14 protein-coding genes are annotated in these 16,137 nt (G+C 35.9%); 9 read left to right on the top strand and 5 right to left on the bottom strand.

Annotated elements, in window-relative coordinates; all coding sequences use genetic code 11:
• Positions 1-646 precede the first annotated feature (646 nt).
• From BM201_RS16380 to BM201_RS16370, 3 genes are all read left to right on the top strand, one after another.
• Positions 647-2,494 (top strand): peptidase MATCAP family protein, encoded by a 1,848-nt coding sequence (locus BM201_RS16380; protein ID WP_092544584.1) that lies wholly within the window; start codon positions 647-649, stop codon positions 2,492-2,494.
• Positions 2,491-3,540 (top strand): glutathione synthetase, encoded by a 1,050-nt coding sequence (locus BM201_RS16375; RefSeq protein WP_092544582.1) that lies wholly within the window; start codon positions 2,491-2,493, stop codon positions 3,538-3,540. Before BM201_RS16380 ends, BM201_RS16375 begins: the two co-directional genes overlap by 4 nt.
• Positions 3,541-3,647: 107 nt before the next feature.
• Positions 3,648-4,571: a succinylglutamate desuccinylase/aspartoacylase domain-containing protein gene (locus BM201_RS16370; protein WP_092544580.1), complete on the top strand. Its 924-nt coding sequence runs from the start codon at positions 3,648-3,650 to the stop codon at positions 4,569-4,571.
• Between the two features lie 53 nt (positions 4,572-4,624).
• On the opposite strand, the gene BM201_RS18170 is transcribed toward BM201_RS16370, so the two are convergent.
• From BM201_RS18170 to corA, 3 genes are read right to left on the bottom strand one after another with little or no spacing between them, the layout of a single operon-like run.
• Positions 4,625-4,792 carry a hypothetical protein gene (locus BM201_RS18170; RefSeq protein WP_175487069.1) on the bottom strand — a complete coding sequence of 56 codons (168 nt, stop codon included), beginning with the start codon at positions 4,790-4,792 and terminating at the stop codon, positions 4,625-4,627.
• A gap of 9 nt (positions 4,793-4,801) precedes the next feature.
• Positions 4,802-5,977 carry a lactonase family protein gene (locus BM201_RS16365; RefSeq protein ID WP_092544578.1) on the bottom strand — a complete coding sequence of 392 codons (1,176 nt, stop codon included), beginning with the start codon at positions 5,975-5,977 and terminating at the stop codon, positions 4,802-4,804.
• 33 nt (positions 5,978-6,010) lie between these two features.
• Positions 6,011-7,099: a magnesium/cobalt transporter CorA gene (gene corA, locus BM201_RS16360; RefSeq protein ID WP_092544576.1), complete on the bottom strand. Its 1,089-nt coding sequence runs from the start codon at positions 7,097-7,099 to the stop codon at positions 6,011-6,013.
• A gap of 99 nt (positions 7,100-7,198) precedes the next feature.
• Here corA and recQ point away from each other — a divergent pair, with 99 nt between their 5' ends.
• Entirely contained in the window at positions 7,199-9,307 is a 2,109-nt protein-coding gene (recQ, locus tag BM201_RS16355; RefSeq protein ID WP_092544623.1) for a DNA helicase RecQ, read from the top strand.
• 2 nt (positions 9,308-9,309) lie between these two features.
• Here the strand turns inward: recQ and truA are convergent, their stop codons facing one another.
• Together truA and BM201_RS16345 are read right to left on the bottom strand one after the other, a co-directional pair.
• A complete protein-coding gene (gene truA / locus BM201_RS16350; RefSeq protein ID WP_092544574.1) occupies positions 9,310-10,098 on the bottom strand; it encodes a tRNA pseudouridine(38-40) synthase TruA in 789 nt (262 codons plus the stop codon).
• Between the two features lie 55 nt (positions 10,099-10,153).
• A complete protein-coding gene (locus tag BM201_RS16345; RefSeq protein WP_092544572.1) occupies positions 10,154-10,861 on the bottom strand; it encodes a hypothetical protein in 708 nt (235 codons plus the stop codon).
• Positions 10,862-11,189: 328 nt separating this feature from the next.
• Between BM201_RS16345 and BM201_RS16340 the strand changes: the two genes are divergently transcribed.
• The 5 genes from BM201_RS16340 (at position 11,190) to BM201_RS16320 (ending at position 16,072) form a co-directional block, all read left to right on the top strand.
• Positions 11,190-12,023, top strand: coding sequence for a DUF1853 family protein (locus BM201_RS16340; RefSeq protein ID WP_092544570.1), 834 nt, complete (start codon positions 11,190-11,192; stop codon positions 12,021-12,023).
• Between the two features lie 141 nt (positions 12,024-12,164).
• Positions 12,165-13,037, top strand: coding sequence for a cation diffusion facilitator family transporter (locus tag BM201_RS16335; protein ID WP_092544568.1), 873 nt, complete (start codon positions 12,165-12,167; stop codon positions 13,035-13,037).
• A gap of 109 nt (positions 13,038-13,146) precedes the next feature.
• Positions 13,147-14,307, top strand: coding sequence for a baeRF7 domain-containing protein (locus BM201_RS16330; protein ID WP_092544566.1), 1,161 nt, complete (start codon positions 13,147-13,149; stop codon positions 14,305-14,307).
• Between the two features lie 84 nt (positions 14,308-14,391).
• Entirely contained in the window at positions 14,392-15,135 is a 744-nt protein-coding gene (locus BM201_RS16325; protein ID WP_092544564.1) for an NYN domain-containing protein, read from the top strand.
• A gap of 82 nt (positions 15,136-15,217) precedes the next feature.
• Positions 15,218-16,072, top strand: coding sequence for a pirin family protein (locus tag BM201_RS16320; RefSeq protein WP_092544562.1), 855 nt, complete (start codon positions 15,218-15,220; stop codon positions 16,070-16,072).
• The last annotated feature ends 65 nt before the right edge of the window (positions 16,073-16,137 follow it).

The following is a 16,137-nucleotide window of genomic DNA, read 5'->3' as shown; positions in this document are numbered from 1 at the left end:
ATTAAATTTCTAATTGTATATAAAAAAAGAAAAGGATGCAGTTCCTCCAACTCCATCCCCTGGCTAATTCTTTATCTTATCGATACTAAAAAAGGGGGTGTGACTATCATTTCAGAATTGCCCCCTTCTTTTTCATATCAATTATTTACGACAAAGATAAATTTAAGAATTAAATATTAATAACACTCAATATTAACAAATTAATAATAATATATTTCTAAATTATTAATTACGTAATATTTGATCGCAAGAGAACATTCTGGAAAACAAAAAAGCTTTAGCGGTTAACTAAAGCTTTTTCTAAGTCGCTTAAAGTTGGAAATTATAAGGTTTGGTTAATCGCGACCATAAAATCAACCTATAATCTTCTATTTTGTTTTATCAATGTAAGTTAAAGGTAAAATGACTATAACTTATACAAATAACTCAATTTTTTCTCAAATATTGCTAAAACCGTTCCATAAATTATTTCACAAGTTTTACAAAAGCTCTTAAATAAAAGTCAAATTTAAAATCCTGCTAATATTCAGCATATTAAATACTTAAATTTAAGTAAGCGCTAAAATACCATATTTAAGAATTATCGTGGTATAGCAGGCTATCGATCAACTTATTTAGAACCAAAAAATTAAAAACCCTGCAAATTATGTTGGAATTTTCAGAGATTACAGAAAATTCAATTAATGAAGTTTTAACAAGAATAGATAAAGAGGAAGAAATTAATTGCTCACTTCCAGGAGGAGGAATTTTACACATAGAAAAAGAACTTCCCTACTTAATAATTTATAGACATAAAGATAAAGACCCAGGCACCGCTAGATTAGTGATAAGCGAATCTTCTTACCTCATCATTGGTACAAAAGATTTTGAAAGCTATCAGAAACTGTTGTTTGAGATCGCAAATAAACTTTCAGGGCTATTTAAATCGTATATGCTTTTTGAAGTTTACGCCGGTAAGGAAAATAGCAGCACATTTTTAATTAAAGGTCCAGAGAATAAACTTCCTAATACATTACAAAAATTAAACGAAGAATTAAACGATATCAATAAGGCCTATAGCGGAATTTATTTAAAAGCAGAAATAAAAAATACACCTCACCGTCAGCCAGAGGGAGAACCAGACCTTCTTAGTATCGACAAATTAAAAAAGTGTGGCGCATTGATCACGGGTTTAGAAGTTCCTCCTATTTATCGCGATGAAAATGGTGAATTATACCCGGTATTTTTTAGAAACTTTAAAGACTTTATCATTAAAGCGATCCATAAATCGATATTCGAATATATAAGGATCCAAACTTCTGGCGGAGTAGCCAGTTATAATGCTTTAGGCCGAAAATATCTAAAAGAAAAAGTTTTTGAGATCGATAAAAAACTGGCGAAAATCGAACATTCTTATCAGTTTTTATGGTTGGTTTCACCTTCTAATATTCAAGATATAAAGAATACATTTTTTGAATCTAACTTCGAGAAAGTACTCGATTACCATTACAGATTGTTACCTATCGATCCAGATGTTTTAAAGCGTGAATTATATAATCTGAAGATCGAAGATATCGACGACCCTGCGATGTCATACATCTTTAGGGAAAAACGAGAAGAGCTCGACAAACAAATTACGATGCTTAGCGAGCGTGGTACAAATAACTTTTTCTACAGTAGTATAAGACTGCATAAGGGAGTGGATACTGCACTATGTGAATCTGCAAAAGAGATCCTAAACGCTATTCCAGAGAAAGAATTTGAAGCTGAAAATCTACTGGACTCTAAAGCATTTAGCAGCTTAGCGAGAAGAGAATTTGATTATTTCCGTGGGCAGGACGAGCATTTTAAATGTAAAGTTCATATTAGAAAAGATGTGAATGTCATGATGGTTTCACACGGCGAACTTTACATTCCCTACGATTATAAAATGAATAAAACCGAAGCCAAAGCGCTTATTCAGCACGAAGTGGGAACTCACGTGCTCACTTATTTTAACGGTAGCCGGCAACCTTTGGAGCAAATGAGTATTGGTTTGGCAGATTACGATCCTCTACAGGAAGGATTAGCGGTAATGGCCGAATATCTTGTTGGCGGACTTACCGGCAATCGTTTAAGAACTTTGGCTGGGCGCGTGATCGCAGGACAGGCTTTAGTTGCAGGTGGCGATTTTCATAGCATCTTTAAACTGCTACACAGCGAATATGGATTCTCTCCAGAGCGTGCATTCAATATTGTTTCCAGAATCATGCAGGGTGGCGGATTTTTAAAAGATATAATCTATTTAAAAGGATTGGTTCAGCTTAGAGAATATTTACAAAATGGCGGATTATACGAACCTTTATTATCTGGAAAATTCTCTCTTAAACACAACGAAATTATTGAAGAACTAACAGAACGTCGTGTTTTAAAACCTGGTGCTTTACGGCCTAGCTATTTAAATGACGAAGACGTAACCAATAAACTCAACCTAATCAGAGATGGTTTACCCATCTCACAAATGACAACACAATGAAAATATGTTTTGTATTAAATGATATCCAATCTGAAACCGCTGGTACATCTATGTTTTTGATTACCAAAGCTCACGAGCGTGGGCATGATGTTTCGGTAATGGGTGTAGGAGATTTTAATTTTCACCATGATAAACCTATTACTGTTTCTGCAACCCAGGTACCAAAATCCACTAAGACTAAGTCTCCTAAAAAGTATCTGGAAATCTTGCAAAGTAGCAAGGCAAAAAAGAAAAAGATAAGCGCAAAAGATCTGGATGTCTTATTCATAAGGAATAACCCTACCGAAGAAGAATCTGGTCGTGAATGGGCAGAGCAAGCCGGGGTAGCATTTGGTAGAATGATACAACAAGAAGGCGTCTTGGTTTTAAATGACGCCTATGCCCTATCTCACGCATTTATCGATAAGCTTTATTTTGAAGAATTGCCAGCAGATATCAAACCAGATTCATTAATCACCAGAAGTAAGGAAGATATCTTAAAGTTTTGGGAAGAGCATGATTGTAAAATGGTTTTAAAACCTTTAGAAGGCTCTGGCGGAGAAGATGTTTATCTTATTGATGAGAACGAAAAAAACATTAACCAAATCATTGAACATTTAAGTAAAAGTGGTTACATCATCGCGCAAGAATTTTTACCGGCTGTAAAAGATGGTGATGTAAGAATTTTACTTATGAATGGTAGGGTAATCGACAGGGATGGCAAAAAAGCCATCATAAGAAGAGTTAGTGGTGAAGGCGAATTCCGTAGTAATTTTAGACAGGGAGCCACAGCAGATAGCAGTGAACTTACACCAGCTATGGAAAGAATCGTAAGCCTTACCGCTCCAAAACTTATTAGAGACGGATTATTTTTTGTTGGACTGGATGTGGTTAAAGATAAATTGATCGAAATTAATGTCTTAAGTCCCGGCGGCCTAGATCACATGAGCGAAATTGGAATGCCAGATTTTACCGATGAAATTATCGAAGCCATCGAAAGGAAATTAAATTATAAACACATGTACGATGGTAAATTGTCGAATCGCGTACTAGCAACGATGGAGTAAACTAACTCGCGGCAAGCCCTCGAGGCATTCGTTGCAAACAAATTTTTAATTTCTAGGCAAACCTCTGGGTATTACACCCTTTAGCGGTGCCAATAAATCTTTTTGATATGAATGAAGAACTTGAAAAAGAAATTCCCAGAATCTTAGGAACCTATACCAGCGGAAAAAAAGGTCCATTATTATTTATTTCTGGCGGAATACACGGTAATGAACCAAGCGGAGTTAAAGCTCTACTGAAAGTTTTTAAAGAACTGGAACAAGCTAAACCTGAAATTAAAGGCACCATCGTTGGAGTCTCCGGAAACAAAGTTGCGCTTAATCAAAACAAAAGATATATCGACGAAGATCTAAATCGTGCATGGACTGAAGAAAATATCCAAAATCATAAAACTGAAACCCACGAACAAAAAGAAATGTGGGAGATTATTGAAGTATTGGAGCAATATCCCGAGGCAGATTTCACCAAACGATACTTTCTGGATTGTCACACCACCTCTGCTGCCAGTGCACCTTATATTTCGGTGCAGGTGAAGAATGATAACGACGCCTGGGCACATCGATTCCCAACCTATATCATTAGAGGTTTTAGCGATTTGGTTTATGGGTGCATAGACCATTATTTAACCAGAATTGGTGTTACAGGCTTTGTTTTTGAAGCCGGGCAACATACCGCTAAAGAATCTGTAGAAAATCATGAAGGAATGATCTGGCTAGCTCTTAAAGAAGCCTGCGATCTTGATTTAGAGGAAATTCCTTCTTATCCAAAATGTGTGACTCGCTTTTCTGAAAAAAATGCTCCAAATCAAAAAACCTTTGAAATAAGACATCGACATGGATTAGCGGATGAAGACAGTTTTAAAATGCAGCCCGGATATGAGAATTTTCAGAAAATAGAAAAAGGAGAACTACTGGCTATTCAAAATGATGAAGAAATTGAAAGTGACTGGAATGCCAGAATATTTATGCCCTTATACCAGGCACAGGGAAATGACGGTTTTTTTGTTGTTGAAGAAGCCGAAACAGATTACTAAATTTTAAAAGATGCTAAACATAAAAAAACCGGCTAAAAAGCCGGTTTTTTTGTTTAACTATTATTCTTTTTTGTTCTCTTGGTCTTTCCGGTGATCGCCCAAAGCAAACCTATTCCTATTAAGATCCCAGAGAAAAAATAAACTTCAGTGTTTCTCAAAAAATAGGTGAGCGCTAATCCTACGATTAAAAAGATTATTCCTGTAATCCTGATTTTGTTCATTTTAGCGCTCTATTTTAAAAATTCAATGCAAACCGGCGTAGGTATGGCAACCGGCTCTCCAATAGCATCTAACTCGCCTGTTTCTTCATTGATCTTATAAGCCTGAATATCTCCAGAATCCTGATTGGCTGCGTATAAATAAGTATCACCTTCAGAAATCGCGAAGTTACGAGGCGTTTGCCCATTTGTACTTGCATAACCTGTATGCGCTAATTCGCCAGTTTCCTGATCGATTTTAAAAATGGCAATACTATCATGTCCTCGATTAGATGCGTATAAATAATCTCCAGAGTCTGAGATATGAATATCTGCCCCGCTATTATTTTCAGTGAAATCTTCAGGGATACTGGAAACTGAATTTTGTAAACTTAAACCTCCATTTTCTTCAATTTTAAAAATACTTACAGTGCTATTCAACTCGTTCATGCTGTAAGCGAACTTCTGGTTCTTTCCAAACGCAAAATGTCTTGGCCCGGCACCTTCGGCTAAAGAAACCGATTCCTGTTCGTTTTTCTGAATTGTTTTTTCTTCAGCATCAAGATCATAGATCCAGATCTTATCTAGACCAAGATCACAAATATATACGTGCTTGTTATCTGCTGAAATTGAAACCGAATGAGTATGAGATTCATCTGAATTTGGCATGTTTAACTGCTCGTGCTTTTCTAAACTACCATCCTGCTGAATGCGATACATCACCACTACTCCGCCCATGTAATTAGATACAAAAGCAAATTTGTTGGTCTTATCAATTTCGATATGGCAGGGCGCAAAAGCTTCAGTAGAAACCTTATCAACTTCTATCAAGCTATCATTTTCTTTTACCTGAAAGCTGTGTATAAAGCCCGATTCTCCGTCTTTGTCACCTAATTCGCTAACGGCATAGAGATATTTATTATCCCCGGTAAGTTTAACGAAAGAAGGATTTATAACTTCAGCAACTGTTTTCCCTAAACTAATTTTCCCAGTTTTAGGGTCTTGTTTTATCGTTAGTATCCCATCGGCTTTTCCATCTACATGACCTTCCTTTTTTGTGTAGGTCCCTATGAACGCAGTATTCATTTTCGACATTTTTTCGGTGTTTTTTGAAGTATCCTCTTTAGCATTTTCATTTTTGTCGTTCTTACAACTACTCAACGAAAGGCCAGCAATTAAGATCGCAACAGCCAACTTACGGTTAATCATTTTTTGATGTTTGATTTAGATTATAGATTCGGCTTAAAGCCACTTTTTGCGTTTAAAATAATAGAGCATCACAAAGAAAACAATAATCATCACGCCCCAAAGCACAAAATAACTGTATTCCCATTGCAATTCTGGCATATATTGAAAATTCATTCCGTAAATACCCGCTATAAAGGTAAGTGGAATAAAAATAGAGGCCATAATGGTTAAAACCTTCATTACCTCGTTCATTTTATTACTTATCGTAGTCATGTACATATCCATTAAACTCCAGATCATCTCACGATAAATATCAATGTTTTCTGAAATTTGAATTATATGATCTACAAGATCTCTTAAATAATTACCCGTATTTTCATCGATTATCGGGTGGTTAAGCTTTTCTAATCTTCCCAGAACTTCGCGCAAAGGAAAAACCGATCGTCTAATTCTTACAATTGCTCTTTTTAATTCCTGAATTTCCCTAACCAGATCTTCGTCCTGATCATTTAAAAAGATCTGATCTTCAAAACCTTCAATCTTCTCGCTAATATCCTCTACAACCATAAAGTAATTATCGATGATCGCATCTAATAAAGCGAACATTAAATAATCTGCTTTTCGGTTTCTAATTCGGCCTTTTTTGTGCTCAATTCGTTCTCTTACACCATCAAAAACATCACCGCCGGCTTCCTGAAAGCTTAGCACATAATCTTCCCCAATCACTAAACTTATATGTTCTATTTGTAAAGTGCCATCAGCATTATAATACAGCATTTTCGCCACCACGAAAAGATAATCCTGATATTCGTCGATTTTTGGCCTTTGGTTGGTATTGGCGATATCTTCAAGAATTAATGGATGCAGTTCGAAATATTTACCAAGTTTTTCGATTTCCTCGGTATTGTTAAGTCCGTCGATATTGATCCAGGTAATTTTAGATTCATCCTCGAACTTTAAAGCGTCCTGCGGATTTTTAGATCGAAAACGCTCATAATGTTCAGCATTAAAATCAATGACATCTAATAAAGTTTCGTTAGATTCTTTATTACCAACATAGGTCACCGTTCCCGGGATCTGGTTAAGCGCTTTACTGGATTTGGGGCGTCGCAGGGAAAGTCGCTTCTTCTTGCTCTTAGCCATAAAAGGTTTTTAATGTTAAATGTAATAATAATCATTCAAAACCAGCCTAAAATTCAATTTCAGCTTTTACGGCCTGCATTCTTTTTTAACTTTGCAATTATGGAGAAACAGCAGATGCTTAACACGCTAAAAGAATATTTTGGTTACGATAGTTTTAGGCCTTTACAGGAAAATATTATCCAATCGATCTTCGACGGAAACGATAATCTTGTGATCATGCCAACCGGTGGCGGTAAATCTATTTGTTACCAACTACCAGCTATTCTTTTGCCAAAACTGACCATCGTAATTTCTCCGCTTATCGCTTTGATGAAAGATCAGGTAGATGGATTGAAAGCAAACGGAATTGAAGCCGAATTTCTAAATAGTAGTCAAGATGCTGCAGACCAGGAAAGTATTTTCCAGAAGATCGACAAAAATGAACTGAAGCTACTTTACATTGCTCCGGAAAGTTTACAGGTTTTAGATCGTTTCTTAACCGAAGAAACTATTAGCCTTATTGCTATCGATGAAGCGCATTGTATCTCGAGTTGGGGGCACGATTTTAGACCTGCTTACACTCAGCTTGGTTATTTGAAGAAACGATTTTCTAAAACGCCAATTGTAGCCTTAACTGCAACGGCAGATAAAGCCACCAGACATGACATATGCCAGCAACTTAATATTCCTGATGCCGAAAAGCATATTTCTTCTTTCGACCGAAAAAATTTGAGTCTGGAAGTTCGCCAGGGAATTAAGCGTTTTGAGCAGATTTCTAAGTTCGTTAAAAGTCGTCCCAACGAGAGCGGGATCATTTACTGTTTAAGCCGAAAAAACACCGAAGAATTAGCTGAAAAACTTCAGCAAAAAGGTTTCGATGCAAAAGCTTATCATGCCGGACTAAAACATGAAGAGCGCGAAAGCATTCAGGATGATTTTATAAACGATAAGACAGAAATTATTTGTGCGACCGTTGCCTTTGGGATGGGAATCGATAAATCGAATATTCGTTGGGTGATTCATTACAACATGCCTAAAAATCTGGAAGGTTATTATCAGGAAATTGGTCGTGCAGGTCGTGATGGCTTACCATCTGACACCTTGCTTTTTCATAGTTATGCAGATGTTGTGCAATTACAGCGTTTTGCTGAAAACACTAAAAATAAGGATATCCAGGTAGCTAAGTTAGACCGCATGAAGCAATATGCTGAAGCGCTAACCTGCCGCAGAAAGATATTACTGAGTTATTTTGGCGAGATCAAACAAGAGGATTGCGGGAACTGCGATATTTGTAAAAATCCGCCTCAATTTTTCGATGGCACAGTAGCAGCGCAAAAAGCTTTATCCTGCATCTATCGTTTAAAAGGAAAGGAACCAATTACCACTGTAGTAGATGTTTTACGAGGTAGCCAAAACGAGCAAACCTTATCTAAAAATTATGATCGCTTAAAGACATACGGAATTGGCCAGGATATCTCCTGGAATAACTGGCAACAATACATTTTACAACTTATAAATCTGGGGTATGCTGAAATTGCCTTTCATCAAGGAAATGCATTAAAATTAACGAAGCACGCTAAAGAAGTGCTTTTTGAAGGAAAAAAAGTGCATCTGGCAAAAGTTCCAGATCGCAAGTTACAAACGGCAACTACTGGGAAAACTTCAGAAAAAACAACTGCTGAAAATTCACTTTTTGAGAAACTTAGACTACTTAGGCTAGAAATTGCCCGTGAAGAAGAAATTCCGGCTTACCTTATTTTTAACGATGCTACGCTTAAAGAAATGGAGCGCGCCAGACCAATGACCGATGATGATTTTATGCTGATCAACGGAGTTGGACGAAAGAAAATGGAAGAATATGGCTATCGTTTTATCAAAGAGATCATATCTTTTTCTAAACAAAAACGCACGCGTAAAACACAAAAGAAAGGCAAAACCTATAAAATTACCGGCGAGCTTTATGCTGAAGGAAAAACTCCTGAAGAAATTGCGAAGGAACGTGAACTATCAGAAATTACCATCATGTCACATCTTCTAAAACTCTACGATGAAGGTGAAGATATCGATCTAAACCAATTTATTAGTAAAGCTGATCTTGAAGCGGTTAAAAAAGCAAAAAAAGAATTGGGCGATCCTGATAAATTAAAGCCGTATTTCGAACATTTTGAAGAAGCAATACCATACAATGACATAAAAATTGCCCTCAAAATCATCGAAAATGAAGCTTAATATTATTCAAATTGCATGTCGTTTAAGATAAGTCCGCTTGCTGGCGCACTATAGTTCATTTGCAAGTGATCGTTCCCTTCTAAAAGACTATTTTCGATGTCTTTTAAGGTGAATTCACCTCGACCAAGCTGAATCATAGCACCCATCATTAAACGAACCTGGTGGCGTAGAAAACCTTTTCCGTGAACATGGAATATAAATGATTGCTTCGGAAAAAAATTCGCAGTGTAAAGTTGATTTTCGACAATTTCAGCCTTTAAAATTTCTCGCTCAAACGTACTTTTTTCTGAAACCCGAACACAGTAATTCCTGAAGTTATGCGTACCATTAAAAAGTTGTGCACCTTTCTTCATGAGTTCGATATCCAGATCAAACTGAAAGTTAGCCATAAATGGAGCACAAAACGGATGGTTTTTACTTCCGAAGGAAAATAAATAAGCGTATTCCTTAATCTTTGAATGCTGAATAATATTGAAATTCGCATCTACTTCTTCAATATGGGTAACACGGATATCCTGGGGAAGATTAAGATTGAAAAGCGCTAAAAACTCTTCTAAATTTTCTAGTGGTTCTTCGTCTAAAAAAAGCTCGAAAGCAGAACCATTAGAAGACACCATTGCATCGGTACGGCTACAACCCAGTATTTTGTATTTGGCCTCTGGCATAACATAGCGCAGGGTTTTGGTGATCAAACCTTCTACGGTTTTAAGGTTTGGCTGCTTTTGCCAGCCATGTAAGCGATAACCTAAATACTGAACTTTAATAAGATAATAATACCGAATTCTCTGCATTTCTGGATTTTGCTCAAAAATAGCAGAGTTTATTTGATTAGCCTAAAGTTTGAGTTTAATCGCTCTGGATTTGGCCTATTTTATAAACTTGTAATAAAACTTTAGCATCACCTAAAACTGATGCATCAAGTAAACCACTACTCATTGCAAATGTGACCGTATCGTCCTTTTCTAATTCAATTAGAGTATGCAAACTAGTAGAAGTGACTGGAATTGCTGCAATAGTTGTTACTAATACTGAAGCTCTAACGGCATCAAAATATTTTCGCTCCCAGATACTACTTCCATTTTTTATTAACGCCAAACTTTTACCTCCAAAAACAGATAAACTGATTCCAGATTCCATTTGGACTTCGAAATGAATCTTATAGATACCTGACTGTGGCGCAGTGTAAACTCCGTTATTTAGTAGACTGGAATCTCCAATTCTGGTATCTGCACTGGTAAGATCTATAGCTCTCCAACTAGATAATACAGTTGCACTTAGCAAATTCCAATCTCCATCATTTTGTGCAGAAAAAATAGAGGCAGAATTAAACAAATTTTCTGCCGATACTTCCTTAACTTCATAATCTCCAGTTGAAGAGATATCACGTACTAAAAATTTTAGACTGTCGTTTAAAGTTGAGGCTTCATCAACAGTTCTAATTTTCATGTTTCCGTTTAGATCTAAAGTAGCTTGTGGATCTTCTGTTCCTACACCCACCTGAGAATACAAGGGTAAATTAACTAGAATCAAAATTATAATGTAAAAATAACGCATAACTATACAAGGTTTCAAGATTTCTCAAAGAATTCATGTTTAAATAAATTATGGTCAAATTTCTATTAAAATATTTTTCGTCAATTCTCTTAAATTTAACTAAATTCCAATACAAAATCAAGACATTCATCAATATTTACCTTAATTATATGGGAATATTTCAATAAAAATATCGTAAAACAAAGAATAACTAATGCTTCATTTTGAAGAAAATAGACTTTACAGGACTTCAGCAGATGATTAGCATAGACAGCTTTAAATGGTTAATAATTTGTTAAAATATATGTCTAAAATAGCTAAAACGTTTCAATTTTGAAGAAAATTTTAAATTGTAATTATCACACTTTTAGATGAAATATCAGGTTTTCTAAAAACTCCCTCTATCTGGAAGGAAAAAGACGCGGCTTCTGATCTTCAGATCTTTGCGCTATCTGATAGATTTCCGGCTACAAAAGATCAATTTGAAATTGCAGAAAAAGTTGATCGTATTTTTGTTCTTGGAAAAAGAGCCGAACGTTTTTTTGAATTTCAAATTCAGCATTCCAAAAAGTATGATCTAAGAATTAGCAACCTTCAGATCATTCAGCATAAAAAAACATTAGGTGAATTAGATTTTATTGTAGAAGAAAAAGATACAGGACAACTAATCCATATAGAATTGGTTTATAAATTCTATGTTTATGATCCTAGCTATAAAGAAGAATTAGCCCGATGGATTGGTCCTAATCGTAAAGATTCTTTACTAGAAAAAGTGGAGAAACTTAAAACCAGGCAACTTCCACTTCTTCACAACAGCGAGACGAAACAAATCCTAAACTCTAAGCATATTTCTACAAGATCGATATCCCAGCAAGTGTGTTATAAGGCAAACTTATTTGTTCCAAGGAAACTTCAGTATAATTCATTTTCTTCAATTAATAATGATTGTATAATCGGATTCTGGATTCATTTTCCAGAATTTGAATCAGACGAATTCAATCAATCAAAATTCTTTAGTCCCAGCAAACAATTTTGGCCTGTAGATCCGGCTAAGAACGATATTTGGTTGTCGTATTCAGAGATATTTCCGCAGATTAGATCTTTTATTCAGCAAAAAAGATCGCCGCTCTTATGGATGAAGACTAAAGACACTTTCGAACGATTCTTTGTAGTTTGGTGGTAAGATCTACCCTTAATTTTTAAAAAAGTAATGTTGAGTAAACTACCTCGGGATATTATACCCTTTGGCGGTGCCAATTAAAAATGACACAAAAATTTACGCAATACCGCTTTTGCTTGTACCTTTGCCCTCCTACTTTTAAAAATGAGCGAGAAAATAAAAGAAGCCATAAGAACATCGTATTTAAGCATTGCAGGCAATGGATGCCTGGCTTTGGCTAAATTCCTGGCTGGTTTTTTTGGAAATTCCTATGCGCTAATTGCCGATGCTATTGAATCTACTGCCGATGTTTTTTCTTCTTTCCTAGTACTTGTTGGCTTACGGTATGCGGCTAAACCAGCCGATGACAATCATCCTTACGGTCATGGACGTGTAGAACCATTAATCACTTTTGCGGTAGTTGGTTTTTTAATTGTCTCGGCCACTGTGATCGCTTACGAAAGTATTGAAAATATTAGGACTCCGCATGAAGTTCCAGAGCCTTACACGTTAATTGTACTGGCAATTATTATCGCTATAAAAGAATTTTTCTATCGATTTGTTTCTAAAAAAAGTGAAGAAACCAACAGCTCCTCACTAAAAGCAGATGCCTGGCACCACCGCAGCGATGCCATTACCTCTCTAACTGCATTTGTAGGAATTTCAATTGCGTTAGTAATGGGCGATGGTTACGAAAGTGCCGATGATTGGGCGGCTTTAGTGGCTTCAGGATTTATTCTTTTTAATGCTTACCTTATTTTAAGACCGGCACTTGGTGAAATTATGGACGAGCATATGTACGACGATCTTATTGAAGATATTCGTAAATCGGCCTATAGCGTAAAAGGTGTTTTAGGTACCGAAAAATGCTTTGTTCGCAAAACCGGAATGACATTTCATGTAGATTTACATATCAACGTAGCAGGTTATATGAGCGTAAAAGATGGGCACGACATTGCACACAAGGTAAAAGACAAAATGCTACAGGACATCCCAGAAATTGCTGATGTTCTTATTCATGTAGAACCTGTAGATTAACCAGCTTTCTTAATAATTCTTAGGAAATATTTAGTAAGACCTTAAGTGTCTTTTTTTTGAATAGCCTTCTTTTTAAATTAATTTAGAAAGAAACCAAAAAAGAAAAATTATGTCACTTATTAAGAAAGAAGAATTTCATAAACTAATAGATTATAGTGGTAAACTTTGTGTTTCAATTTTTATTCCTACTGAACGAGGGGGTAAAGATGTATTGGAAAAAAAGGATCAAACGCATTTAAAATCACAGTGGCAGCAAGCCGAAAAAACGCTTAAGGAAAGAAATATTTCTGATGAAGCTTTACAAAAAATAGCCAGTCGAATAGAATCATTACTTAATGATCCAGAATTTTGGAGAAATCAATCTGATGGTTTGGCAATATTTGCTTCTGAAGATTTCTTTAAATACTATACCGTTCCCATTAATTTTGAAGCCTCGGTTTATGTAATGAATGAATTTTATATTAAACCTTTAGTTCCTCTTTACAATAAAGACGAACGTTTTTACTTACTTTCACTTCAGTTAGAAGAGGTGAGTTTATTTGAAGCCACCCAATATAGTATCGGAAAAGTTGACATCGAAGATCTTACCCCAGAAAGACTCGAAGAACGCGTAGGCTTTGACTATAAAGAAAAAGCTTTGCAGTTTAAAACTCAAAATCCTAACAGCGGTACGCCGGTTTATCATGGCCATGGGGCGAATGAGCGCAATCGCCTGGAAGAAATAAAATTATATTTCAGGGCAATCGATCAGGGTATTCATGATTTATTGGAACAAGATAATATTAGATTAATAGTTGCTTGTGACGATTCTTTATTCCCTATATATAAAGAAGCCAATACGTATAATAAATTATATGAAAAATCTGTTCCGGGAAATCCGGCAGATTTGTCGATGCTCGATCTTCATGCTAAAGCTTTAAATCTATTAGAGCCAGAAATGAGAAGAAAGCTCGATGAAAAAATGAATGCTTTTAAAGAAAATGAGGGAACCGATCTTGCTTCCGCAGATATTAGAGATATTTTTCCGGCCATTCAGCAAGGAAAAGTAGATACTTTATTTGTTGAAAATCGTCAAGAACTTTGGGGTACATATAGTCCAGATAATATGAAAATAGAAAAGCATAACGAACAGTCACTAGATAATTCTTCATTGTTAAACCATGCCGTAGCAAATGTTATAAAACAGGGCGGAGAAGTGTTTTTGATAGAGCATCAGTTTATGCCGAATAAAAAAGAAAAGCTTAATGCACTATATAGATTTAGCAGCTAATATTAGCAAAATTTGATTAAGTAAAGGGTGATCAAAAACGGTCACCCTTCTTTTTAATTTTTACCTTTACATAAATTTAAATACATGGACAATAATCTGGCTGTACTTATTGATGGTGATAATATTCCATCGGCGTACGTTAAAGAAATGATGGAAGAGATCGCAAAACATGGTAATCCTACCATCAAACGTATTTACGGTGACTGGACGAATCCGCATCTTTCTAAATGGAAATCGGTTTTACTGGAAAACGCTATTAGCCCTATTCAGCAATATGGTTATACACAGGGAAAAAACGCAACAGATTCTGCCATGATCATCGATGCGATGGATATTTTATATTCTAATAAAGTAGACGGATTTTGTCTGGTTTCCAGTGATAGTGATTTCACACGTTTAGCTACTCGTTTGCGTGAAGCCGGTAAAAATGTAATTGGTATTGGCGAAAAGAAAACACCAGATCCTTTTATCGTTGCCTGTGATCGTTTTATTTATCTTGAAATCTTAAAAAATAAAGACAAGGAAGAAGAACAGCCTGGTGCTGTAAAAGGCAAGTCGAATAAAAAACAAAGCGTAGACCGATTAACACCTCGTGTGATCAAATTTATATCGAATACCATCTCTGATGTTGCAGATGATGATGGCTGGGCATTTATGGGCGATGTGGGGAGTTTACTCCAAAAAAAGCAACCTAATTTCGATTCTCGTAACTACGGCTATCAAAAACTTACGCCAATGATCGCTTCTATAGATCAATTCGAAATTGAATCTCGCGAAAACAATAACAACAGCAAATTCAAACTCATTTTTGTGCGTAATAAAGACTAGCACTAACTTGTATGTTAGCTAATTTGAAGGTCGAAATTCGATAAAAAATCACATCTTTTTTTACTTTAGAAACAAAAAGAATATGCGTAGCATCAAGAAAATACATCAGGCAGAATGGCGTCCAATTGGCGATCTGGTAACTTATTCTCCAATCCCAACAGCAAGCCTGCAAATGATAGATCCTTTTATTTTTCTAAATCATCACGGTCCGCAGGTTTATCCTGAAAATAATAACGGACTCCCATTTGGGCCACACCCGCATCGCGGGATGGAAACCGTGACTTTTATTTTAGATGGTGATATCGCTCATAAAGATTCTGGTGGCCACAGTAGCGTGATCGAAAGTGGTGGCGTACAATGGATGACGGCAGGAAGCGGACTTATTCATGCTGAAGTTTCTTCAGAAGAGTTTAAAAAGAAAGGCGGAGATCTTGAAATTCTTCAGCTTTGGGTAAATCTTCCGGCAAAACATAAGATGGCCGAACCTAAATATATTGGCTTGCAGAAAGATGCAATTCCAGTAGCATTTTCCGAAGATAAAAAAGTAAAAGCTCAGATAGTTTCTGGTGAATTTCTTGGCGTAAAAGGCGCTTTTGAGACCTTTACCGATATTAATCTATCTACTTTATTTTTTGAGGCAGATGCTAACTTAGAACTTGAAATTCCGGTTACCAAAAATATTTTCTTTTATGTTATCAAAGGAAACCTTGAAGTAAACGGCACCGAAATCAAAGAAAGACATTTAGCTGAATTTAAAAATGACGATCCAAAACTTCAAATTTCAGCAAAAGAAGAAAGTATTTTATTATTCGGTTTCGCAACTCCTTTTGAAGAACCAGTAGTGGCTCGCGGTCCTTTTGTGATGAACAGCATGCAGGAAATCGAAGAAGCTTACCAGGATTTTCAGGCCGGTAAAATGGGACGTTGGACAGAATAATCGCATACATACTATAAAATACGGCTAATATTTGCCCAGGCTCATCTAATTATTTTTATAAAATT

It is taken from the genome of Zunongwangia mangrovi (assembly GCF_900112105.1).
Lineage (GTDB): Bacteria > Bacteroidota > Bacteroidia > Flavobacteriales > Flavobacteriaceae > Zunongwangia > Zunongwangia mangrovi.
Note: the sequence above shows the minus strand (reverse complement) of the source record. Positions and strands in the feature narration are given on the sequence as shown.